Source organism: Bradyrhizobium sp. RP6 (genome assembly GCF_003837805.1).
Taxonomy (GTDB): Bacteria; Pseudomonadota; Alphaproteobacteria; order Rhizobiales; family Xanthobacteraceae; genus Bradyrhizobium.
Genome location: NZ_RQIT01000017.1, coordinates 60,471 through 84,051, shown reverse-complemented (window position 1 = coordinate 84,051; position 23,581 = coordinate 60,471). Strand labels below are relative to the sequence as shown.

The 23,581-nt window shown below is 64.6% G+C and carries 20 protein-coding genes and 1 pseudogene; 8 read left to right on the top strand and 13 right to left on the bottom strand.

Annotation, left to right across the window (positions count from 1 at the left end; genetic code table 11):
• Positions 1-5 precede the first annotated feature (5 nt).
• On the top strand, positions 6-1,508 hold the full coding sequence (locus EHH60_RS26230) for a glycosyltransferase family 39 protein (RefSeq protein ID WP_124162284.1): 1,503 nt from the start codon (positions 6-8) through the stop codon (positions 1,506-1,508).
• 99 nt (positions 1,509-1,607) lie between these two features.
• Here EHH60_RS26230 and EHH60_RS26225 read toward each other — a convergent pair whose 3' ends face one another.
• Positions 1,608-3,497, bottom strand: coding sequence for a CHASE2 domain-containing protein (locus tag EHH60_RS26225; protein ID WP_124162283.1), 1,890 nt, complete (start codon positions 3,495-3,497; stop codon positions 1,608-1,610).
• A 59-nt stretch (positions 3,498-3,556) separates the two neighbouring features.
• Complete coding sequence (locus tag EHH60_RS26220) at positions 3,557-4,081, bottom strand: FecR domain-containing protein (RefSeq protein WP_124162282.1); 525 nt, start codon at positions 4,079-4,081, stop codon at positions 3,557-3,559.
• Between the two features lie 620 nt (positions 4,082-4,701).
• Between EHH60_RS26220 and EHH60_RS26215 the strand changes: the two genes are divergently transcribed.
• Together EHH60_RS26215 and EHH60_RS26210 are read left to right on the top strand one after the other, a co-directional pair.
• Positions 4,702-5,787 carry a DUF2778 domain-containing protein gene (locus EHH60_RS26215; protein WP_199752023.1) on the top strand — a complete coding sequence of 362 codons (1,086 nt, stop codon included), beginning with the start codon at positions 4,702-4,704 and terminating at the stop codon, positions 5,785-5,787.
• 479 nt (positions 5,788-6,266) lie between these two features.
• On the top strand, positions 6,267-6,488 hold the full coding sequence (locus EHH60_RS26210; protein ID WP_124162280.1) for a hypothetical protein: 222 nt from the start codon (positions 6,267-6,269) through the stop codon (positions 6,486-6,488).
• A gap of 269 nt (positions 6,489-6,757) precedes the next feature.
• Here the strand turns inward: EHH60_RS26210 and EHH60_RS26205 are convergent, their stop codons facing one another.
• Positions 6,758-7,351 (bottom strand): cysteine hydrolase family protein, encoded by a 594-nt coding sequence (locus EHH60_RS26205; RefSeq protein WP_124162279.1) that lies wholly within the window; start codon positions 7,349-7,351, stop codon positions 6,758-6,760.
• A gap of 129 nt (positions 7,352-7,480) precedes the next feature.
• Between EHH60_RS26205 and EHH60_RS26200 the strand changes: the two genes are divergently transcribed.
• The gene (locus tag EHH60_RS26200) at positions 7,481-8,320 is read left to right on the top strand and encodes a LysR family transcriptional regulator (RefSeq protein ID WP_124162278.1); all 840 of its coding nucleotides are present in this window, start codon (positions 7,481-7,483) and stop codon (positions 8,318-8,320) included.
• A gap of 136 nt (positions 8,321-8,456) precedes the next feature.
• On the top strand, positions 8,457-9,203 hold the full coding sequence (lepB, locus tag EHH60_RS26195; protein ID WP_124162277.1) for a signal peptidase I: 747 nt from the start codon (positions 8,457-8,459) through the stop codon (positions 9,201-9,203).
• A 119-nt stretch (positions 9,204-9,322) separates the two neighbouring features.
• Here lepB and groL read toward each other — a convergent pair whose 3' ends face one another.
• Positions 9,323-10,963, bottom strand: a complete 1,641-nt coding sequence (groL, locus tag EHH60_RS26190) for a chaperonin GroEL (protein WP_124162276.1) — start codon at positions 10,961-10,963, stop codon at positions 9,323-9,325.
• 45 nt (positions 10,964-11,008) lie between these two features.
• The gene (gene groES, locus EHH60_RS26185) at positions 11,009-11,323 is read right to left on the bottom strand and encodes a co-chaperone GroES (protein ID WP_024340799.1); all 315 of its coding nucleotides are present in this window, start codon (positions 11,321-11,323) and stop codon (positions 11,009-11,011) included.
• Between the two features lie 436 nt (positions 11,324-11,759).
• Here groES and EHH60_RS26180 point away from each other — a divergent pair, with 436 nt between their 5' ends.
• A complete protein-coding gene (locus EHH60_RS26180) occupies positions 11,760-12,047 on the top strand; it encodes an usg protein (protein WP_028177340.1) in 288 nt (95 codons plus the stop codon).
• 8 nt (positions 12,048-12,055) lie between these two features.
• Here the strand turns inward: EHH60_RS26180 and EHH60_RS26175 are convergent, their stop codons facing one another.
• Entirely contained in the window at positions 12,056-14,185 is a 2,130-nt protein-coding gene (locus EHH60_RS26175) for an O-linked N-acetylglucosamine transferase, SPINDLY family protein (RefSeq protein ID WP_124162275.1), read from the bottom strand.
• A 214-nt stretch (positions 14,186-14,399) separates the two neighbouring features.
• Here EHH60_RS26175 and EHH60_RS26170 point away from each other — a divergent pair, with 214 nt between their 5' ends.
• Entirely contained in the window at positions 14,400-14,927 is a 528-nt protein-coding gene (locus EHH60_RS26170) for a cupin domain-containing protein (protein WP_124162274.1), read from the top strand.
• 112 nt (positions 14,928-15,039) lie between these two features.
• Here EHH60_RS26170 and EHH60_RS26160 read toward each other — a convergent pair whose 3' ends face one another.
• A complete protein-coding gene (locus EHH60_RS26160) occupies positions 15,040-16,308 on the bottom strand; it encodes a NupC/NupG family nucleoside CNT transporter (RefSeq protein ID WP_124162272.1) in 1,269 nt (422 codons plus the stop codon).
• A 157-nt stretch (positions 16,309-16,465) separates the two neighbouring features.
• Between EHH60_RS26160 and EHH60_RS26155 the strand changes: the two are divergent.
• Positions 16,466-17,703: pseudogene (locus tag EHH60_RS26155) on the top strand (MFS transporter).
• A 154-nt stretch (positions 17,704-17,857) separates the two neighbouring features.
• Here EHH60_RS26155 and EHH60_RS26150 read toward each other — a convergent pair.
• From EHH60_RS26150 to EHH60_RS26125, 6 genes are all read right to left on the bottom strand, one after another.
• Positions 17,858-18,616 carry an SDR family oxidoreductase gene (locus EHH60_RS26150; RefSeq protein ID WP_124162271.1) on the bottom strand — a complete coding sequence of 253 codons (759 nt, stop codon included), beginning with the start codon at positions 18,614-18,616 and terminating at the stop codon, positions 17,858-17,860.
• 26 nt (positions 18,617-18,642) lie between these two features.
• Positions 18,643-19,401 carry a proteasome-type protease gene (locus tag EHH60_RS26145; protein WP_035678903.1) on the bottom strand — a complete coding sequence of 253 codons (759 nt, stop codon included), beginning with the start codon at positions 19,399-19,401 and terminating at the stop codon, positions 18,643-18,645.
• A gap of 205 nt (positions 19,402-19,606) precedes the next feature.
• Entirely contained in the window at positions 19,607-20,014 is a 408-nt protein-coding gene (locus EHH60_RS26140; RefSeq protein ID WP_124162270.1) for a carboxymuconolactone decarboxylase family protein, read from the bottom strand.
• Positions 20,015-20,081: 67 nt separating this feature from the next.
• Positions 20,082-20,930 carry a transglutaminase family protein gene (locus tag EHH60_RS26135; RefSeq protein WP_124162269.1) on the bottom strand — a complete coding sequence of 283 codons (849 nt, stop codon included), beginning with the start codon at positions 20,928-20,930 and terminating at the stop codon, positions 20,082-20,084.
• Between the two features lie 111 nt (positions 20,931-21,041).
• Positions 21,042-21,986, bottom strand: coding sequence for an alpha-E domain-containing protein (locus EHH60_RS26130; RefSeq protein ID WP_124162268.1), 945 nt, complete (start codon positions 21,984-21,986; stop codon positions 21,042-21,044).
• Positions 21,987-21,990: 4 nt separating this feature from the next.
• Entirely contained in the window at positions 21,991-23,409 is a 1,419-nt protein-coding gene (locus EHH60_RS26125) for a circularly permuted type 2 ATP-grasp protein (RefSeq protein ID WP_028177331.1), read from the bottom strand.
• Positions 23,410-23,581 lie beyond the last annotated feature (172 nt).

Genomic DNA, 23,581 nt, shown 5'->3' with positions numbered 1-23,581 from the left:
ACGCGATGGGCGGGGCTGACGCGCGGATCGTCCGCAACACCGCGCTGCTGATTCTCGCGCTGGTCGGATTGCGGCTCGCTGCGGCCGCGTTCACGCCGATCACGTTCGACGAAGCCTATTACTGGATGTGGTCGAAGAATCTGGCGGGCGGTTATTACGACCACCCGCCGATGGTGGCCTATGTGATCCGCGCCGGCACGATGATCGCGGGGGATACCGAGCTCGGCATCCGCCTCGTCTCGATCCTGCTGGCGCTGCCGATGAGCTATGCGGTCTATCGCGCCGCCGCGATCCTGTTCGGCGGCGTCCGCATCGCCGCCACCAGCGCGATCCTGCTCAACGTGACCATGATGGCCTCGGTCGGCACGCTGATCGTCACGCCCGATGCGCCGCTGCTGGTCGCCTCCAGCTTCGTGCTGTTCTTCCTCGCCAAGGTGCTGGAGACCGGCCGGGGCGCCTGGTGGCTCGCAGTCGGCGCCGCCGTCGGCGCGGCGCTGCTGTCGAAATATACCGCGATGTTCTTCGGGCCGGCGATCCTGATCTGGCTCGCGGCGGTGCCGAAGCTCAGGCGCTGGTTTCTCTCCCCCTGGCCCTATCTCGGCGGACTTGTCGCGCTGGCGTTGTTCTCGCCGGTGATCGTCTGGAACGCAGACCATCAATGGGTCTCGTTCGCAAAGCAGCTCGGCCGCGCCAGGATCGAGGACTTCCGCCCCGTCTTCATCGCCGAGCTGATCCCGACCCAGGTCGCGTTCGCGACGCCGTTGGTGTTCATTCTCGGTGCCATGGGCCTGCACGCGCTGACCTGGCGGCGCGCCGGCGCGCTGGCCTCGCGCGTACTGATCGAGACGATGTTCTGGACCATCGTCGCCTATTTCGTCTGGCATTCGCTGCATGCCCGCGTCGAGGCCAACTGGTTCGCGCCGGTCTATCCGCCTTTCGTCATCGCCGCGGCGGTCGCCGCCAACCTCGTGCAGTGGAAGCCACGACAGCGGCGCCTGGCCGATTTCTGCCTGCGCTGGGCCGCGCCAACAGGCATCGTGATGTTTGCAGCCCTGATCGTGCAGGCCAATACCGGCTGGCTGTCCGGATATCGCCGCGATGCCACGGTGCGCAGCGTCGGTGTCGGCTGGCGCGAGCTTGCCGCCGAAATCGAAACGGTGCGCGCACGCAGTGGCGCGACCTGTGTGCTCGCGCAGGACTACGGCACCACGGCCTGGCTCGCCTTCTATCTGCCGCGCGGCACTTGCGTAGCGCAGCAAACCCAACGCATCCGCTGGGTCAACATGGCCGAGCCCGATCCCAGCCTGCTCGCCGGCAAGCTGCTCTATGTCGACGAACTGCGTAGCGAGGGCCATCCCGCTCTCAATTCTCTCTTTGCACAGGTGACGCAGATCGCACAATTGCAGCGCAAGCGGGGGCCGCTCGTGGTCGAGACCTACGGCATCGATCTGCTCGAGGGCGCCAAGGGCGAGGTGCTGGATCGCTCGCCGCCGCCGGAAGCGCGGTAGAGCATGATCCGGAAAAGTGCGAAGCGGTTTTCCGGAAAGATCATGCGCAAACAACAACCTCAAGCGCGATGACGATTCCTCATCGCGTTTGAGCGGACCTCAGCCGATCATCTCGGCCCTGACCGAAGCCTGATCCGGGCCATCCCGGTCGCGCCAGAGCCATACCGTCACGATGCCGGAGCGACCGCGGACCTGGGCGAGCAGGGGCCCGGACAGGATGCCGTCGGGAGCGCCGCTGAAATCGGCAGTGTCCAGCAGCGTATCGCTCAGCGCGAGGCGCGCATCGTTCTGGGCGGCGATCTCCATCAGACGGCTGGCGACGTTGACGGTGTCGCCTGTCGCCGTGATGTGCTGATGGCTTTCGCCGAGCCGGGATGCGACGATCGGGCCGCAATGCGCGCCGATCTTGAAACCGAGCTGACCTGCGATTGCCGGCGGCAGCGAGGCGATCCAGCGTTCGAGGCCGCGATGCAGATCGATCGCGCATTTCAGTGCGCGCGCCGCGTCGTCCGGCATCGCGCGCGGCAGCCCGAACAGGATCATGGCGCCATCGCCGAGAAAGCCGGTGATCATGCCGCCGCAATCGATCGCGACCTTGTCGATCAGTGCATGAAACGCCTTCAGAAAATTCCTGAGCTCGTCGGGATCAATCCGCTCGCTCAGTCCGGTGAAGCCGGAGAGATCGACGAAGACCACGGCTGCATCCTGCCGGACAGGCTTCGACAGGAAGTTCGGATCTCGCGCCAGCCACTCCTGCACCGCCGGAGCCTGGAATTGCGCAAGCGACCTGCTCTTGGCGGCGAAATATTGCGTGCGGCGGCCTCCGGCCCACAGCTGCACGCCGGCAAAGACCGCGACCGGCGGCATTGCCGCGGCGAGCGTGGTTGCGGCGTTCAGCCAGACGCCATGCGTGAACGCGAACAGGTTGACCCCGGCCCAGGCGATCATCACCGCGGCTGCCGTCATGATGCCCAGCGCGCTGCGGCGCCAGGCGAGCAGCCCGACCAGCAGCATCGGCAGCAGGATCGCAGTCAGCGCGTTGGCAATACGGACCCTGCGGTCGCGCACCATGGCGTCGCCGGCGACGAGATGCGTGATCGCGGTCGAGACCACCTCGACCCCGGGCATCAGCGAATCGAAGGGCGTCGGATAGAAGTCGCCGCCGCCGGCGACCGAGGCGCCGATCACGACGATCCGGTTCTCGATCGCCGCGCGATCGAGCGTGCCGTCGAAGATGCTCTGTGCGCTGACGGTGCGGATCGTGCGGCGCGGCCCGTAATAGGTGATCGGCAATGCCAGATCGCCGTCGGTCGGCACCACGCGATCGCCCAGCATGAGATGATCCGGCGCGACCGTCAGCGGCTCGTCGAGCGCGCGGGCCGCGACGCGCAAGGGGAACGACAGCTCGACCTTGTCGCGCGTCCGGAACAGCATCGGCACCGATAGCGGTGAGCCCGATTGTCCCGTCGCGACGTTGACGACGCCGACCTCCGCTTTATCGGCGAACGCGGGCAATGGCCGCAGGAAGCGCTCGGCCTGCGGGAGGACGGCGAGGGGACCTTCGCTGCTCGGATCCACGGTTTCGCTGGCGGAGGGGAAGATCGCCGCGGCGGCGAGCACCATGGGACCGGTGGCGAGCGTGCTGGCGAGCGTGGCATCGCCGATCGCAGCGCTGCGGTCGACGAGCAGGAGATCAATCCCGATGACCTTCGGCTTGAACTGCACGATGGTGTCGACGACACGTGCGAGATCGGCGCGCGGCAGCGGATAGCTGCCGCCGCGCTTCACCACGGTGTCGTCGATCGCGACGATGGTGACGAGATCGGGTGGACGCCGCACGCCGCGGGCTTGCGTCCGCCAATCCGTCAGCGTGGCTTCGAGGCGGTCGAGAAAACGCAGACGGCCGTTGGCGTGCGCGGCAAAGATGCCCGCGCCCCACAGCGCGGTGAGGACGAGTGCCACCAGGATCTGAACGCGTCGGCTGCGCATGCGTCGTTCTGCAATCTTCTTTCGGCCAAATCTCGCAGGCGAACCTTGTCGACCCGGTCTTATTGTCCGAGTCTTGCCATGAGCGCATCGACGCGCGGCTGGCCCCATGTCTTGACGGTCAACGGGCCGGTCGCCTCGACGTCGACGCCTTCGCCGGGTCCAAGCACGACACCGCGTCCACGGGTCCTTCGGGTCACGCCGACCCGGCCGTCGGCGACGAACACGGAGGTCTTGGCGTCGGCGACATCGACCGCCCATTTCGTGCCGCGCACCGCAGCGATCGCTTGCGGCGTCAGCACCTTGAACGGATTGCCCCGCGGCTTCCGGGGCACCTCGACCAGCAAGGCTTTGCTGCTCAATTCCACGGAGTCTATATGTCCGTCGCGGTTGGCGTCCTTAAGTTCAAATTTGGCGCCGTTTTCCGCGACAATGGTGATGCCGTTGTCACAGCGCCAGGTCTGCGTCCCGGCAGCCGACGGCGATGCCGTGCAGCCCGCATTGGCAGCAGGCTGTGCAGTCGCAGATCCAATCAACAGAAACGACCCCGCCAGGGCGAAAAACCCTGCGCGCGCGCTCCCTCTCATGCCAGCCTCCGTTTGCGTGACGGCACAGTTCAGGGCAAGTCGATACGGTTCCGTATCACGCGCAGAGGCTGCTGAAAAGTGCCGAGATAGGAGCTACTTTCCCGCGGCGGCGATTTCCAGAACCGACGTGATCAACTTTCGGTCACGGCTCCGTGCCGCGTGAGGGCGCCGGGCCGACGGACGCGGAGCCCGCCAGCCTCGCGCAACGCTTCCGCGCTACGGTCAGGCCGGTTTGGCGATCACGAAAATGACGTTGTTGAATGTCTCGTGGGTGCGGCCGCAAAGCGTCGAAGAACCGACGTGAGCCGGTCGAGAAACATGGTTAACAGATGCGTCTAAGTCCGTAATTCTGCGGGGTTTTTCTCAAAACGGGACAGCATTGACGAGTTGCCCCATATCCGCCCGAACTTAATCTGCATTTAACTAAAAGTCGCCTTAATGACGCTCCGACCCTCTGCGAGATGCTGTTCCCGGATCGTGACCAGCGGCACTTTGAAGGGGGACTGGGTGACACCGTCCTGGACGCAAGGCGAATGAGTACGAGTATCGCTGCGCAAAGCATCGCGGCACGGAAGTCCAAAAATCCTGGCAAGAATTCTCTTCGGAAGCCTTCCCGGAAAATGACCACGGCCAATTGGCTGGGCGCCGCGGCGATCGGCTGCGTCGTGATGGGTGCCGGCTGGATCATTTACAGCAACATTCTCGGCGCGAGCGTCTACCCGACCGTCGGCAGCGTCGGCTATGACGAGCCGGTGGTCAGGCGCGCACCCAAGGTCGTGCTGCGCGAGGCCGGCGAGGCCATCAAGGAAACCTTCGCGCTATTGCCCGACCGGCTCCAGGTCGCAGCTCCGATCTCGCGCGAGATGTTCAACGAGCGCTTTGCCGCGGCCGCGACGCAAGGCGTGCCATCGAATGCGGCGAGCGCAGCGACCTCGACCCAGGTTGCACTGGCCAGGGAGACTTCGAAGGACGCCCCGAAGCAGAGCGTGATCGCGAAGGTCGCCGACGCGCTGAAGCCGGCAGCCAAGGTCACTGACAAGACTGCCGACAAGACCAGGCGCGCGCCGGACGCCCAGATGCAGCTGGCCTCGGCCGATCCGGCCCAGATCGTGCCGGCGCCCGAGAAGCCCAAGTCGTTCGCCGACCGCGCCAAGGCCGCAGTGATGTCGATCACCGGGCCGCGCCAGTCGATGGTGGAAAAGCTCTGGGGCAAGCGCGAGCCGTCCGGCGGGCTGCTCGCCTACGCCTCGGCCGATGCCAGCGTGACCGCGTCCATCGCGCTGAAGGAGCAGAACCCGATGTTCGGCGGCGCGCCGCCCTATGAGCGCGACACCGCGGTCTACGACATCACCGCCAAGACCGTATATCTGCCCGACGGCACCAAGCTCGAGGCGCATTCGGGCCTCGGCTCCAATCTCGACGATCCGCGCTCCTCGAAAATCCGCATGCGGGGCGTGACGCCGCCGCACATCTACACGCTGAAGCCGCGCGAGGCCCTGTTCCACGGCGTGCCGGCGCTGCGCCTCACTCCGATCGGCGGCGAGAGCGCGATCCATGGCCGCGACGGCCTGCTCGCGCACACCTTCATGCTGGGGCCGAACGGCGATTCCAACGGCTGCGTGTCGTTCAAGGACTATTACGCGTTCCTCGACGCCTACCGCAACAAGGGCATCCGCAAGCTCGCGGTGCTGGCGCGGGTGGAGTGAGGCGCGCGATCTCGGCGCGCGGTCGCCGTTATCAGGCGCGGACGCGCGCATGATTCCGGTCTTGAGCTGGCGGCATTAGGTTGCTGGTGCCGTCCGATCAGTTGCTCTGCCATCGATCGCCCTCATTCGCTGCAAAGCGATCGTCGATCCATGCGCGTTCTCCCCTTGGATCTGCGGTTCCCCTTACGTAGTTAAATGCGCCTGTCGTGGAACGTTGATATCAGGCGGCATGACATCCCGCGCAACTTCGCCGGCTCGAAGCGGCGGCACGACGGCAAGCGGCGCTGACGAGTGATCAGCGCACAAAGGACGCGCTTTGGAAATGCGAAGGAGTACTGGTTGCGAGCGTAGTCTCAGGAGCGGCAGGTGTCAGCGCGATCCTGAGCAGGCTCACAACTTTGGCGCGATGCATCGAAGTTTTGCACTGCGCTCGATCGATAAGATTGACGTGCGCTGGCCCACACGCCTAGGCTTGATGGATGTCCGGAACCATCCAAGAGGAGATCAAGCGAATCGAGAGACAGATTGAAACCTACGAAGCTTTCGATCTGGCCGAGAAGGCGCGGTTCAATCGCGAGTCTTACCTTTGGACCGCGGAAGATCGTATAGAGTGGCAGGAGCTCCAAGCCGACAACGCGCTCATGCTTCGCAAGCTGCGCGAAGAGCGAAATGCGCTGCTCGAACAGCTAAAACCGCCATGACCGCAATTTCACCGGCCTTGAAGCTTGTCGGCCGGACTCAACTTGCCTCGCGACCCGACTTGCCTGAAGGTTGTGATTGAGCGGAAGCAACAACTGCGTTTCAATTTCGAACCTTGTTCATTGCCTCTGCCGGATGTCGCCGCATTATTTCTGCGAATTTCCTTTTGATTGCAGGAGCCACCTGGCTGCTGCTCAACCTGCCCAGCGCGATGCGGCTCGAGAACGAGCAGGACATCGAAAGAAATGGAGCTGCAGCATCGCATGCCCCATCAAGTCAGCGCTTCGACTTGCGCGATGATGGCGAAGCGGTCCGACAATTCGGCCAGCGCGACCTGATGGATCGTCCGGGCGTCCAGCGTGCCGCCGCGGCCGTCGGGCAGGTCGCGGGTGGCGCAGGCGTTGGCCGCGATCGTCGTGCGCAGGCCGAGGTCGAGCGCGGCGCGGGTAGTCGAACTGACGCACATGTGAGTCATGAAGCCGGCCAGCACGATATTCTTGAGTCCGGTCGCGGCCAGCCGGGCCTGCAGGTCGGTGCCAGCGAAGGCATTCGGCAGCGCCTTCTCGATCACCGGCTCGCTGGCGAGCGGCGTCAGGCGCTCGACGATCGCGCCGCGCGCGGCCTCGCGGTCGAACAGGCCGCCGGCGCGGCCCTTGTGCGCGACATGGAAGATCGCAGCTCCGCTCTCGCGTGCGCGCGCGAGCAGGCGCGCGGCCGCGGCGATCGCCGCTTGCGCATCGGGCAGGGCCAGCGGACCGGCGCAATATTCGTTCTGGATGTCGATCAGCACGAGGCAGGCCTCGTTGAGCTTCGGCGGATTGAGATCGGCACCGGCGAGTTCGAGCAGGGTCTTTGGAGCGGTCATGCTGGTCAGGCCTTCAGGGATGTCGGATGACGCGACACTAGCGCAGCCGATGCCTGCCATTGTGCAGGAAAATTGCGGCATATGGCTGCAAGTTTGCAGGAAGCGCCCCCCGCCTGCTAGGCTCGTGGAATGAACTGGGACGACCTGCGTATCATCGCCGCGGTCAGGGACGAGGGCACCTATGCCGGCGCCAGCGCGCGGCTGCGCATCGACGAGACCACCGTCGGCCGCAGGCTCGCGCGCATCCAGCGCGACCTCGGCGTGCTGCTGTTCGACGCGGTGGACGGGCTGCGCCGGCCGACGCGCCACTGCGAGGCGGTGCTCGAGCATGTCGGTGCGATGGCGGCGCATGCCGCAGCGATCGACCGCATCAAGGAGAGCCAGGTGGGCCCGGTCGGACGGCTGCGCATCGCCTCGACCAATGCGGTCGCCGAAGAGCTGCTGGCGCCGCATGCGAGCAGCTTCCTGCGCGATCACCCGGGGCTGACGCTGCAATTCCTCACCTCGAGCGGCAACGTCAAATTCTCGCGCTGGCAGGCCGATCTCGCTATCCGTCTGCGCAAGCCGGAGAAGGGCGACTTTACCATCTCCAAGCTCGGCGAGGTCAGGCTGTATTTCTTCGAGCCCGCGGACCGCGGCGGTGCCGAGCCGGTCGCGTGCGTCTATCCTGACGAGCTCGACGCGATCCCCGAGCAGCAGTTCCTGCGCGCCAAGCGTCTGACAAACGTGCGCTGCGTCACGGACAATGTCCGCATCATCCGCACTATGATCCAGTCGCATCAGGCCGTCGGCGTGCTGCCTGAGCACAGCTGCGGGCCGCTGCTCGCCGATCGCAGCCTGCGCGCCACGCTGCTGCCGAGGCGCCGCGACGTCTGGCTGCTGGTGCAGAACCATCTGAAGCGCGATCCGGCGACGCGCGTGACGATCAATTGGGTACGTCACTGCTTCAGGGATATGTCGCACGGCTGACCGCTGGCGACGTTCATGGCCTCGCATTGAACGCGGGCCGCGCGACGTGCGACCAAATTCGCAAGTTCGCTGGGGATTGAACGCGCGCGCAGGTTGCGTAATCTCGCGCCGACTACGTCTTTGACAGGGCAACTGCATGACCACTCTTGAGCAAACGATCCGTCCCTCGGCACGATCGCGGGAATGGAAGGCGATCGTCATCCTGATCCTGCTGATCCCGGTGCTGTGGTCGCCGCCGTTCCTGTTTCGATACTTCCTGTATCAGCCGTTCAACATCCCCTCGAATTCGATGGCGCCGACGCTGATGGTCGGCGACTACGTCTTTACGGCGAAATATGTCTATGGCTACGGCCGCTATTCCTTCCCCTTCGATTCGTCCTGGATCTCAGGTCGTGTCTTTGCCGGCGAGCCCGAGTACGGCGACCTCGTCGTTTTCCGAACGCCAAGGGATACCTCCGTCGATTACGTCAAGCGCGTGGTCGGGCTGCCCGGCGACCGCATCCAGATGCAGCAGGGCCGGCTCATCCTCAACGACCGTCCGGTGACGCGCGCCGCGCTGAAGGAGGCACAAGCCGGCGCCGCCTGCGGGGGCGATGACGAGGCGCAGGTCAAGCGCTGGCGCGAGACGCTGCCGAACGGCGCGAGCTATGTGACCTACGATTGTCTCGACAATGGCTTCCTCGACAACACCAGCGTCTACGCCGTGCCGCCAGGCCATCTCTTCGTGCTCGGCGACAACCGCGACAATTCCACCGACAGCCGCATGGCGTCCGCGATGGGCTTCATCCCGATGGACAATCTCATCGGCAAGGTGACGCGGATCCTCTGGTCGCTCGACGATGACGGCGAGCCGCGCTTCGAGCGGTTGGGGAAGGTGGAGTGAGGGGCCGTCATTCGGGGGCGCGCCCCGGAATGACCAGCGGCGAGACTTTGCCCAAAAAACAAAAACCCCGGCATCGCTGCCGGGGTTTCGCATTTCTCGACTGTGCCTGAGCGGCTGGATCAGAAGTCCATGCCGCCCATGCCGCCGCCCGGAGGCATCGCCGGACCGGCGCCGCCCTTCTTGGGCAGCTCGGCGACCATGGCTTCCGTGGTGATCAGGAGCGCGGCCACCGAGGCTGCGTTCTGGATCGCGGTGCGGACCACCTTGGTCGGATCGATGATGCCCTTCTTGACGAGGTCGGCATATTCGCCGGTCTGGGAGTCGAAGCCGTAATTGTAGGCCTTGTTCTCCAGGATCTTGCCGACGATCACCGAGCCGTCTTCACCGGCGTTGATCGCGATCTGGCGAGCGGGCGCGGAGAGCGCCTTGCGCACGATCTCGACGCCGGTCTTCTGGTCGTCGTTCTTGGTGCGCAGGCCCTTGAGCTGCTCGGAGGCACGGAGCAGGGCGACGCCGCCGCCCGGGACGATGCCTTCCTCGACAGCCGCGCGGGTCGCATGCATCGCGTCATCAACGCGATCCTTGCGCTCCTTCACCTCGACCTCGGTCGCGCCGCCGACGCGGATCACCGCGACGCCGCCCGCGAGCTTGGCGAGACGCTCCTGGAGCTTCTCGCGGTCGTAGTCCGAGGTGGTCTCCTCGATCTGCGCCTTGATCTGGGCCACGCGCGCCTCGATGTCGGCCTTCTTGCCGGCGCCGTTGACGATCGTGGTGTTCTCCTTGTCGATCATCACCTTCTTGGCGCGACCGAGCATGTTGAGCGTGACGTTCTCCAGCTTGATGCCGAGATCTTCAGAGATCGCCTGGCCGCCGGTCAGGATCGCGATGTCCTGCAGCATGGCCTTGCGGCGATCGCCGAAGCCCGGAGCCTTGACGGCCGCGACCTTCAGGCCGCCACGCAGGCGGTTCACGACGAGGGTCGCGAGGGCTTCGCCTTCGACGTCCTCGGCGACGATGACCAGCGGCTTGCCGGTCTGCACCACGGCCTCGAGCAGCGGCAGCAGCTCGTTCAGCGAGGAGAGCTTCTTCTCGTTGATGAGGATGTAGGCGTCGTCCATCTCAACGCGCATCTTGTCGGCGTTGGTGACGAAGTAGGGCGAGATGTAGCCGCGGTCGAACTGCATGCCCTCGACGACGTCGAGTTCGGTCTCGAGCGACTTGGCTTCCTCGACGGTGATGACACCCTCGTTGCCGACCTTCTTCATGGCGTCGGAGAGGAACTTGCCGATCTCCTGGTCGCCGTTGGCCGAGATGGTGCCGACCTGGGCGATCTCGTCGTTCGAGGTGACCTTCTTGGAGTTCTTCTGGAGATCCGCCACGACGGCTTCGACCGCGAGGTCGATACCGCGCTTGAGGTCCATCGGGTTCATGCCGGCGGCGACCGACTTGGCGCCTTCGCGCACGATGGCCTGAGCCAGCACGGTGGCAGTGGTGGTGCCGTCGCCGGCCGCGTCAGCGGACTTGGAGGCGACTTCGCGCACCATCTGCGCGCCCATGTTCTCGAACTTGTCGTCGAGCTCGATCTCCTTGGCGACGGTGACGCCGTCCTTGGTGATGCGGGGAGCGCCGAACGACTTGTCGAGCACGACGTTGCGGCCCTTCGGGCCGAGCGTGACCTTCACCGCGTTGGCGAGAATGTCGACGCCGCGCAGCATCTTGTCGCGCGCTTCAACCGAGAATTTGACTTCTTTGGCTGCCATCTGGATTTTTCCTTGGAATGATGTGACTGGAGGGAGAGGGGGCTCTTAGGCCGCCTTCTTCTTGGACTCGCTGACCTCGAGAACGCCCATGACGTCGCTCTCCTTCATGATCAGCAGGTCCTGGCCGTCGATCTTGACCTCGGTGCCGGACCACTTGCCGAACAGCACGCGGTCGCCGACCTTCAGGTCGATCGGGATCAGCTTGCCGGACTCGTCGCGGCCACCCGGGCCAACGGCGACGACTTCGCCCTGGGAGGGCTTTTCCTTGGCAGTGTCGGGAATGATGATGCCGCCAGCGGTCTTCTCTTCTGCGTCGATGCGCTTGACCACGACGCGGTCGTGAAGCGGACGGAATTTCATGCAGTCCTCCTAAGCAATTGCACGTGTTGAGGATTTTGAGATTGTTAGCAGTCGTTGCCCGCGAGTGCTAGCGCGAGCCAAGTTGAAATAGGACAGGAATTTTGCGGGGGCAAGGGCTTCTAGCAGAAAAATCAGCACGCGGAAGCGTGGACTGCCAGAATCTCATTTCCATCGTTAACCAGCCTTGGAGCCAGCCTTGGAGCCAGCCTTGGACCAGCCTTGGAGGCCTCTTCGAGGCCCCGTGGGAGGCCGTATTAGCACGGAGTTATGTCTGCTGCTAACGCATTGAATTTCAACAGCTTGTTAAACTTTTGGGCTTGAGATGGGTTGTCAGTTTGCGTCACATTTCTCTCATGTGAGCGCATCGTTTCCGGGTGGCTCCCCGGGGCACGGATCAAGCCACCCCCTGAATGCGCTCCTGCAAAGGAGGTTTGGCATGGGACTGCGGAGTGGGGGCGTTTCCGAGGATTTCCGGAAACAGATGCTAGGTTACGGACTGACGACGGCGCAAATCCTCTATCGCATGCCGGATCATCCGTCGCTGCTCCAGACCTACGTCTGGCAGAACTACGACATGTTTCCGAAATTTCCGGCGCTGAAGGATTTCCTGGCGTTCTGGCAGGAGAAGCTCGATGGTCCCCTCCATTCGGTCACGGTGGCGCATTCCAAGCTGATCAAGCCAGCCGAGCTGCGCGCCGTGGACGGCGTGTTCCGGCTGCATTGACGCAGGGATCAGACGACGCCGTTGCAATAGCGTATCCACATCGCGCGATAGGCGTCGTCCACGGCTCGCGCATATGAGACGGGGTTGCCGGCGGCCGCAGCGTTGATCCGTCCGGGCAGTTCGCGGCGCAATTGATCGAGTTCGCCGATCCGCGCCGCGCGGCCAGCTGCGATCTCGACATATGCCTCATCGCTGTCCGCGACCCAGTCCCGCAAGCCAAGCGCGGAGAGGATGGCGCCCGCGGCTCGGCTGGGCAGGCTGTTCCCGAGCTTCGCCACCACGGGCACGCCCATCTGCAAAGCTTCCAATGTGCTGACGCCGCCGTTCTGCGGGAACGGGTCGAGCGCAATATCGACACGATTGAACGATGCCAGATGTTCGCTCCGCAATGTGGCTCCGAGCAGATCGACGCGTTCGACCGGCAATCGGCAAGCCGCAAACCGTGCCAGCAGCTTGTCGCGGACCAGTTGATCGTCCAGCGCAACATCCTTGATCAGCAGTCGCGAACCTGGGACCCGCTCGAGAATCCTGGACCAGACTTCCGCGGCCTCGTCCGAAATCTTGCTGATGCGGTTGAAGACACCGAACGTGACGAAGCCGTTCGAGAGAGCCGGCGCCTCCGCCCGCGCAAGCCCGGCCGGCAGTGGCGCCAGCGTCACGAAGCACGGCAGGTCGACGACGGTCTCCGCAAACAAATGCCGAACCGCGGCAGGAATCGCGACCGGATCCGAGAACAGATAATCGATCGTCGGCAGCCCGGTGCCGGTGCCGTGGCCCCAGCCGTGCACCTGGATCGGTGCCGGCTTGCGCGCAAACACGCCGAGGCGGTTTCCTCTGGTGTGGCCGGACAGATCGATCAGGATATCGACGCGATCGGCGCGAATCTCAGCGGCGAGGCGATCGTCGGCCCATTGCGAGGCGTCACGCCAGCGATCGGCGATCCCCTGAAATTCGCTTGTCGTCGTATCCATTTTTGACGAGCAGGAGTAGCACACGATCTCGAACTGCGCGCGGTCATGGTGTTGCAGGACGGGCTTGAAAATGAACGCGGCCGAATGCGCGTTGAAATCCGACGAGACATAGCCGAGCACCAGACGGCGATCCGGATCGAGGCTGTTGTGATGCGGTGCCGCCGCTTCTGAAGCGATTTTCGCGCCGACCCGCTCCCACCACACTTGCCGCGCCTGCTGATGCTGTTCGACGCTCGCGTCCGCCACAAAATCGAGCGTGAATATCTTGCTGGAAATTGCGCTCTCAAGGTCGGGCTGGATGTCGAGGGCTCTGTCGAAGCTGACGAGGGCTTCGTCGACCCGGCCAAGTCCGGCGAGACAAAGGCCCAGCACGAGGTGAGCTTGAGCGGAATCGGGAGCTATCGCGAGAGCCCTCTCGCAATCGTCCATCGCCTGCGCCATTTGCTGGGTCTGGAGCAAGACATTGGCGCGCCAGAGCCATCCGTTCACGTCGTCGGGCGCCAGGGCGATCGCCCGATCGCAGTCCGCCATGGCTTCGTCAAATCGCCGTAGCTCCCGCAACGCAACGGCGCGGTTCGCCAATGCCGCCGCATAGTCGGGCTTGATCGAGAGCGCGCGATTCAGGCTTGTGAGAGCCTCGTCATAGTTGCGCAGTCGGCAGAGCGCCCCACCTCGGCCGTTGTGGGCTTCGGCAAGGTTTCCGTCGATTGCGAGTGCCCTGTCGTAGCTCTCGATCGCTTCGTGGTGCAGATCAAGGGCCGCGCTCGCGTTGCCGAGATTGGACAGGGCCAGGGCGTAGTCAGGCCGCAAGGCGAGGGCCTTTCGATAGCTCTCGCGGGCCTCATCGTGACGTTTCAGCCCGTTCAGGGCGACGCCCAGGCTCATGTGAGCTTCGGCAGATCGCGGATCCACGGCAACCGCTCGGCTCAGCAGGATTTCGGCCTGCTGATAGTTCTTGGCATCAGACTCCAGAACGCCGAGCATATGCAGCGCGATGAGTTGGTTGGGCGCGATCTGCAGGAGTTGTCGATAGGTCACACGGGCCTCGGGCAGGAGTCCCTTCCTGTGCAACTGGAGTGCGCGCCCGAGCAATGGCAGCACTTCGGCCTTTTGCCGTTTCTGAAGCCGGGCATTATGAAATGCACGCTGACCGACGCTGCCGCCCATGAATCAATTCCCCCAGATCTCCTCGCGAGATTAATTCACCGAGAGAATGAATACGAGATGATGCCCGCTCGCCACGACAGCCTGGGACAAGCTACGATCGAGTGATCGGGTGACGGGCCCAAGCTTCGCAATTGCTGCCTCGCCCGGGACTGGATAATCTGCCCTTCGGGTCATACCCGTGCGACCGGCGCGGCTCAGATCAGGGAGGCAGACAATGGCCAAGCAAAAGGCATCAAGGCCCGCAACGAAGACCGCCGTGAAGAAGCGGAGCGGCGTGAAGGCCGCGGCGCGATCCTCGGCGCGCAAGGCGGTGAAGGCGAAGGCGCGCACCGTGGCTCCGAAGAAGCCCGTGCGGCCGAAGCAGCGCATCGCCATCAGCCATCACCGCGAGGAAGACTTCAAGGCCGACGGCCTGCGCGCCTATGCCAAGTACCGCGATCTCGGGATCGCCGACGCGACCGATGGCCTCGCACAGGCACATGTGATCCGCTTGCAGGGCCCCTGCAATCCGGCCGAGGTGTCCAAGCTCCACTATCACGACGTCGAATTCCAGATGGTCTACGTGCTCAAGGGCTGGGTGAAGACCTATATGGACGGGCAGGGCGAGACCTTGATGAAGCAAGGCAGCGCCTGGACCCAGCCGCCGAAGATCAAGCACATGATTCTGGACTATTCGGACGACGTGGAACTGCTGGAGGTGATCCTGCCCGCGGAGTTCAAGACGGTGGAGTTGAAGGCGTAGGGGCTTCTTCCGTCGTCATTGCGAGGAGCTCTTGCGACGAAGCAATCCAGACCGTTCCCACGGAAGGATTCTGGATTGCTTCGCTTCGCTCGCAATGACGAGTGGAGAGAGTCTACGCCAGCACCCCCACCAGCGCTCCCATCAGACACGTGGTCAGCGTACCCGACACGATCGACTTCAGCCCGAGCGCGTTGATCTCCTCGCGCCGCTCTGGCGCCATCACGCCCAGGCCGCCGATCATGATGCCGAGGCTGGCGAAATTGGCGAAGCCGCACATCGCGTAGAGCACGATCAGGCGCGAGCGCGGATCGAGCGCGTCGGGCGGCAGCTTCGAGAAGTCGACATAGGCGATCAATTCGTTGAGCACGGTCTTGGTGCCCATCAGGCTGCCGGCGGTGATCGCCTGATTCCACGGCAATCCCATCAGCCAGCACACCGGCGCCATGACGAGGCCGAGCAGGCGCTGCAACGAGACCGCGGCGCCGCCGATGTTCGGCAAGAGGCCGAGGATGGCATTGACGAGATAGACCAGCGCCACCAGCACCAGCAGCATGGCGACGATGTTGAGCAGCAATTCGAGGCCGGCCGTGGTACCCTTCACGATTGCGTCCATCGTGCCGGACACATTCATCCCGGGATCGCTGGCGACCCAGGGATCCTCCAGCGCGCCGCCGGTGCGCTTGTCCGAGGTCTCGGGCACCATGATCAGGCTGACCAGGATCGCGGCCGGCGCGCCCAGCACCGAGGCGATGACGAAATGCGCGGCGGCGTCGGGGATGAGGGGCGCAAGCAGCGTCGCATAGAGCACCAGCACCGTGCCGGCAATGCCCGCCATGCCGCCGGTCATCACCAGGAACAACTCGCTGCGGGTCATCTGTGCCAGATACGGCCGCACGAACAGCGGTGCCTCGACCATGCCGAGGAAGACATTGGCGGCGGTCGACAGCCCGACGGCGCCGCCGACGCCGAGCGTGCGCTCGAGCAGCCAGGCCATGCCGCGCACGATCGGTGGCAGCACCCGCCAATAGAACAGCAGCGTCGTCAGCACGCTCATGACCAGTACGATCGGCAATGCCTGGAACGCCAGGATGAAGTCGGCGCCCGGCACCTTCAGATCGAACGGCAGGGCGCCGCCGCCGATATAACCGAACACGAAGGCGGAGCCGGCGCGGGAGGCCGCCGAGATCGTGCCGACCGCGTCGTTGATGGTCCCGAAGGCATGGGCGACGACCGGCAGCTTCAGCAGCACGACCGCGGTGACGAAGGTCGCGGCGAGGCCGATCGCCGCCTGGCGCAGCGACACCGCGCGGCGATTCTCCGCCAGCGCGTAGGCGATCAGCAGCAATGCGAAAATGCCGAGTGCCGATTGCAGCCGAAGCATGATGTCCCCAAACCTTCAATGATTATGGCCGCGTCTGCGTTGCAAAGGCAATGCCGACCGGGCCTGGAAGCGGCTCGTTGTTGACAAGCGGGTAAGCCTCAGCCACGCGGAGGCCGATCAAGATCAGGACGGACAGTCCGGGGTGACCGAAGAGGCGATGCCAGAGCAGCCAATATCCGAAAATCCGCCGGTCAGCGCCGGCGCCCTGCTCGGCCACCGCGCCTTCCTGTTCTTCCTGCTCTCGCGCAGCCTGTCGCGCTTTTCCAGCCAGATTGCGGCGGTCGCGATCGGCTGGCAGATCTACGACCTCACCGGCTCCGCGTTCGACCTCGGCATGGTCGGCCTCGTGCAGTTCCTGCCCACCGCGTTTCTGGTGTTCGTCGCCGGCCATGCCGCGGACCGTTACGAGCGCAAGCGCGTGGTCCAGCTCTGCCAGCTCGTGGAGGCCGCGACCGCGCTCTATCTCGCAATCATCACCTATGTCGGCGCGGTCGGCGAGGTTCAGATCTTCATCGCGACCTTCGTGCTCGGCATTGCCGGCGCCTTCGAGAGCCCGACCACCGCGGCGCTGCTGCCGCTGATCGCGCCGCAGGGTCGCTGCAGCGCGCCACCGCCGTCTCCAGCGGTGCGGCGCAGGTCGCGACCATCACCGGGCCTGCCCTCGGGGGCTTCGCCTATGCGGTCGCCCCGCACCTTGCCTATGCCGTGATGGTGCTGTTCTGGATTCTTGGGATGATCCTGACCGGTTTCATCCGGCCGCGCCCGCAGGCGATCGCGAAGGAGGGGACGAGCTCGGACAACATCTTCGCCGGAGTCCGCTTCATCCGCAGCAATCCGGCGATCCTCGGCACCATCTCGCTCGACCTGTTCGCCGTGCTGTTCGGCGGCGTGACCGCGCTGTTGCCGATCTATGCCCGCGATATCCTGCAGACCGGCCCGGTCGGGCTCGGCGTGCTGCGCGCGGCGCCGGCGGTCGGCGCGCTCCTGATGACCGTGGTGCTGGCGCGTCACGCCATCTCGAGACATGTAGGCCTGCGCATGTTCCAGGCCGTGATCGTGTTCGGCCTCGCCACGATCGTGTTCGCGCTGTCGTCCTGGATGTGGCTGTCGGTGCTGTCGCTCGCCGTCTTGGGCGCGGCCGACACGATCAGCGTCGTGATCCGCTTCTCGCTGGTGCAGCTCTCAACGCCCGACGAGATGCGCGGCCGCGTCGGCGCGGTGAACTTCCTCTTCATCAACGCCTCGAACCAGCTCGGCCAGTTCGAAAGCGGGGTAGCGGCGGCACTGCTCGGTGCCGTGCCTGCCGCCGTGCTCGGCGGCGTTGCCACCGTCGCAGTGGCGCTGCTCTGGATGAAGCTGTTCCCGAGCCTGCGGCGGGTGGAGAGTTTGGAGTAGGGAAGGTTTCGTGTCCCGGACGCGGTGCAGCGCGCAAGCGGTGCGCCGCAGAGCCGGGATCCAGAAAGCCAAGAACCGAATCGCGGAGACATGGGCCCCGGCTCAGCAGCGCGTCATGGCATGCCGCGCTGCGCCCTGGGCACGAGAGCGGCGACTAGCCCCGTCCGACGAACGGCATCTTGGTCGCCATCACCGTCATGGTCAGCACGTTGGCGTTGAGCGGCAGGCTGGCCATGTAGGCGACGGCATCGCCGACTGCCTTGGCGTCCATGCGCGGCTCGTGCTTGGTCGTGCCGTCGGGCTGCAGCACGCCGGGACCGTTGACCATGCGATCCGTCATCGGCGTCGCCGCATTGCCGATGTCGACCTGGCCGACCGCGATGTCGTACATGCGGCCGTCGAGATTGCTGGCCTTGGTCAGGCCCGTGATGGCGTGCTTGGTCGAGGTGTAGGCGGCCGAGAACGGCCGCGGCGCATGCGCCGAGATCGATCCGTTGTTGATGATGCGGCCGCCGCGCGGGGTCTGGTCCTTCATGATACGGAAGGCGTGCTGGGTGCACAGGAACGGGCCCGTGAGGTTGGTGTTCACCACCGCCTGCCATTGTTCGAGGCTGAGGTCCTCGAAGTTCACGGCCGGCGCGCCCATGCCGGCATTGTTGAAGAGTACGTCGAGGCGGCCATAGGTCGTCTTCACCGTGTCGAACAGCGCGGCGATGGAGTCCGGCTTGGTCATGTCGGCGGTGACGCAGAGGCTCTTTCCGGCGGGGCCGAGCTTCGCTGTCTCCTCGAGCATGTCGAGCCGGCGGCCTGCGAGCACCACGGTGAAGCCGGTGTTCATCAGCGCCAGCGATGCTGCGCGCCCGACACCGGTGCCGGCGCCCGTCACCAGCGCGATCTTTTTCGCTTCACTCATCGTTTCCTGCCTTTTCTCTTCTGCTGTCAGGTTTTGGGTTCTTTTTCGTTCTTGTAGGGCGGGCGCGGAATGTTCTGGTGCGCGGCGCGCAATGCCGCCGACCAGCGCGAGCGCAAATCGTGGAAATAAGGCTCGCCCGCCTCGATGCGGTGGTTGAGATCGGCTTCACAGGCGTCCGTGCGCACCACCAGCACGTCGATCGGCAGACCGACGCCGAGGTTCGAGCGCATGGTCGAGTCCATCGAGATCAGGCCGGTCTTCAGCGCCTCGTAGAGCTCGACGTCGTAATGCATGGCGCGGTCGAGCACCGGCTTGCCGTATTTGTGCTCGCCGATCTGCAGGTAGGGGGTGTCGGTGGTGCATTCGATGAAATTGCCGGCGGTGTAGACCATGAACAGACGCATGCGCGCGCCCTTGATCTGGCCGCCGAACAGGAAGGAGACGTCGAAGGACACGTCCTCGGATTTCAGCGCCGGTCCTTCGGTGGCATGCACCGCCCGGATCGCCCGGCCGATGCGCTGAGCGGCCTGGAACATGGTCGGCGCGTTCATCAGCGTCTCGATCTCGCCCGTGTTGGGATCCTCCAGGCCTTCGGTCAGCGTCGAGAGCACCGACTGGCTGATGGCGAGGTTGCCGGCGCTGGCGATCGCCATGATGCGCTCGCCGGGCTTGGAGAAGATGTGCAGCTTGCGGAAGGTCGAGACGTTGTCGAGGCCGGCATTGGTGCGGGTATCGGCGATCATCACCAGACCGTCCCGAACCAGGATTCCGCAACAATAGGTCATTTCCAGTCCCCGAACGCGTTTGCGCGGAATTACTAGCCAATTTCGAGGTCCGGTCCAACCCCCCGATTCCGGCTCATTCCGGGGCGCGACGAAGTCGCGAGCCCGGAATCCATTGGGCCGCAGAGTTGGTGGATCAATGGATTCCAGGTTCGCGCTACGCGCGCCCCGGAATGACGAGGAATCGGCTTAGCGTTCCGCTCCGACCTCAATCCGCGGCATCGACCAGAAACGCCTCGTCGACGGGAACGCCGAGCGCCGTGACCAGCCGGTTTGTCTCCGCGGCCATGCCGACGATGGCGAGCAGCTCGCCATATTCGGCCTCGGTCATCCCCCTGGCCCGTGCGGCTGCCGTGTGTGAATGGATGCAGTAGCTGCAGCCATGGGCGATCGAGACCGCGACATAGAGCATTTCCTTGGTCTTGGGATCGAGCGCACCAGGAGCCATCACTTCCTTGATGCTGTCCCAGGTCCGCCGCAGCGTCTTCGGATCATGCGCCAGCGCGCGCCAGAAATTGTTGACGAAATCCGATTTCCGCACCTTTCGGATGTCGTCGAAAACGGCACGCGCGTCGGCGGAGAGTTCGTCGTCCGAAAGCAGTTTTACAGTCGCCATGGACTACCTCGCTGGTCTGATCTGATCCTGCAATTGTAGCACGGAGCATGCGCTCGGCCGGCAGCGCCTAGCTCTGCCGCTGGGACTGCGATTGCGACTGCCCGCCGCGGCCGGCCTGCTCGACCTTCACGGCCACCGCCAGCGTTTCGGTGCCGCCGCCATAGCGCGTGCCACGCACCGGGGCTGCGCCGAGATAGTCGAGCCCGATCGCAACGCGGACATGGGCGTCGGTGGCGCAGATGCTGTTGGCGGGATCGAATCCGACCCAGCCGAGATCCGGCACGTAAGCCTCCGCCCAGGCATGGCCGGCCTCCTGGTGCATCGTGTCGTCCGATCGCAGAAAGTGCCCGGAGACGAAGCGCGCCGGCACGCCACCGGCGCGGGCGCAGGCGATGAAGATGTGCGCGTAATCCTGGCAGACCCCGCGCTTGAGCCCGAACGCCTCCGCCGCCGACGTGCCGCTGTTGGTAGGGTCCTCGTCGAACGTCATGTGATCGGCAATCTGCGTCATCAAGGTGTGCAGGAAGCTCAGCGTGTCGCTCTCGGCCTCGCTGCGCAACTGGCGCGCAACCGCCGTCATCGCCGGATTGACGGAGGTGAGGTCGGTGGAGCGCAGGAACATCCCGGCGGGGAAACGCTCGTCCGTGCCGCGCAGCACGCCGCCGGTGTCGTGGGTCTCGATCAGCCCTTCGGCGGTGATCTTGATGTCGCCGACAGGCCCGCAGGACAGCACGTGGATGACGTTGCCGAACGCATCCTCATGCATGTCGAGCTTGGTGTCGGTGGAGACGTCGATCTGCCATTCCGCGACGTACTGCCCATCATGACTGCCGGGCGTCATGCGCAGGATCTGGATCACGCTGGTCGCCGGCGGCTCGTAGCGATAGGTCGTGGTGTGCTGGATTCGCAGGCGCATGGTGGACCGTTGTTCTTGCGTCGTCATTCCGGGGCGATGCGCCAGCATCGAACCCGGAATCTCGAGATTCCGGATCTGGTCCTTCGGACCATCCCGGAATGACGGCGTGTATCAGATCAAATACTGCTTCGTGATGATCTCGCCCAGCCTGGAATTGTCCGTGATGAATTCCTGAATGAATTCATGCACGCCATGCTGGAAAATGTCGTCCATGTTGCTGTGTTCCAGCCGGTTGCGGATACCGCGGGCGTGGCGCTGGGCCGGGCCCTGGCGGCCATAGGCAACGCCGATCTGGTCGAGGTTGCGCACGAGATTGCCGTAGCAGCTGGCGAGCGAGCGCGGCAGCGTGTCGTTGAGGATGAGGAGATCCGCGATCAACCACGGTTTCAGCGTCTCGCGGTAGACCCAGTGATAGGCGGTCAGCGCCGAAACCGAGCGCAGGATCGAGCTCCATTGATAGAAGTCGAGCGGGCCGCCGACATGCTCCTCCTCGGGCAGCAGCACGTGGTATTTCACGTCGAGAATGCGCGCGGTGTTGTCGGCGCGCTCCAGGTGCACACCCATCCGCGAGAACCAATAGGCGTCGTTACGCAGCATCGTCCGGTAGGCCGAACCGTCGAAGCGCAGCGAGGTCTCCTGCACGAAGCGGAGGAATTTGGCGAGGTCCTCGCGCGTCGAGGCGCCCTTGCTCCAGACCGCCTGAAGCTCGATCCAGGCCGAATTGATGGTGTCCCACATCTCGCTGGTGAGCGCGGTGCGCACCGAGCGCGAGTTCAGCCGCGCCGCCTCGATGCAGTTCCTGATCGAGGACGGATTGTCCATCGAGAACGAGAGATACTCGACGACGTTGTGTTCGTTGGCTTCCTCATAGGCCTGATAGAAGCTGGCGGCGACCCCGGCGGTGAGCAGCGCCGAATCCCATTCATTGGTCTTGCCGATATAGGCGGCGGGAAGCGCGGTGACGCGCAACGTCGCATCGATGGTGCGCGCGAGATATTCGGCCCGCTCGACGTAGCGGGCGAGCCAGTAGAGGTTTTCGGCGGTACGCGACAGCATCTCTCTACTCGTCCAGGATCCAGGTGTCTTTGGTGCCGCCGCCCTGGCTTGAATTCACCACCAGGGAGCCTTCCTTGAGCGCGACGCGGGTGAGCCCGCCGGGCACGATGGTGGTGCTCTTGCTGCCCGTGAGCACGAAGGGCCGCAAGTCGACGTGGCGCGGGGCGAGGCCGGATGCGGTGCAGGTCGGGCAAGTCGACAGCGCCAGCGTCGGCTGCGCGATGAAACCTTCCGGCTCGCGCTTGAGCTTGTCGCGGAACGCTTCGATCGTCGCCTTGGTCGCAGCGGGGCCGATCAGCATGCCGTAGCCGCCGGAGCCGTGCACTTCCTTGACGACGAGCTCGCTCAGATTGTCCAGCACATAGGCGAGGTCCTTCGGCTCGCGGCAGCGCCAGGTCGGCACGTTCTTGAGGATCGGCTCCTCGCCGAGATAGAACTTCACGATATCAGGCATGTAGGAGTAGATCGCCTTGTCGTCGGCGATGCCGGTACCGACGGCGTTGGCGAGCGTGATGTTGCCGGCCGCGTAGGCCGACATCAGCCCGGGGACGCCGAGCACGGAATCGGGACGGAAGGTGAGGGGATCGAGGAAATCGTCGTCGACACGGCGATAGATCACGTCGACCCGCTTCAGCCCTTCCGTCGTTCGCATGAACACTTCGTTGTTCTTGACGATGAGGTCGCGGCCTTCGACCAACTCGATGCCGAGCTTGTCGGCGAGGAACGAGTGCTCGTAATAGGCGGAGTTGTAGACGCCGGGCGTGAGCAGGGCGACGGTCGGCTCGCTGGATGCGCTCAGCGGCGCGACCGAGCGCAGGGCTGCGAGCAACTCGTCCGGATAGCGCTCGACCGGCGCCACCCTGTGGCGGGCGAACAGATCCGGAAACAGCCGCATCATGATCTCGCGGTTCTCCAGCATGTAGGACACGCCCGAGGGGGTGCGGGCGTTATCCTCCAGCACGATGAAGTCCTCGGCGTCGACCCGGACGATGTCGATGCCGGCGATGTGCACGTAGACGTCATGCGGCACTTGCTGGCCGTTCATCTCCGGGCGGAACACCGGGTTCTGGAAGATCAGATCGTCGGGTACGATCTCGGCGCGGAGGATGTCGCGGCCGTGATAGATGTCGCGCAGGAACATGTTGAGCGCGCGCACGCGCTGCTTCAGGCCCTTCTCCAGTCGCGCCCATTCCTTGCCGGACATGATCCGCGGGATCACGTCGAAGGGAATTAGGCGCTCGGTCGACTCGGAATCGCCGTAGACGGCGAAGGTAATGCCGATCCGGCGGAACAGGAGCTCGGCCTCCTGGCGCCGATATTCGAGGGCTTCGGGCGGCGTTTCCTTGAGCCAGCGCGCCAGCTCCTGATAAGCGGGGCGAAGGTCTCCGCCGGGAATATTCATTTCGTCAAACGCGACTGCCATAGAATCCGACTGTTCTCCCCCAAGGCGTTGCGCCATTGATCAGGTCGTTTCGGCCTTGCTGAGGACCGCAACGTCCTATGGCCATGCCGTGAAGAGTGCATGACTTCCGTAGGAGGTAGCAAGGGCCGGGCCAGCGCGATAAGCATGGAGGAGGGGCATTTGCCGGGGACGG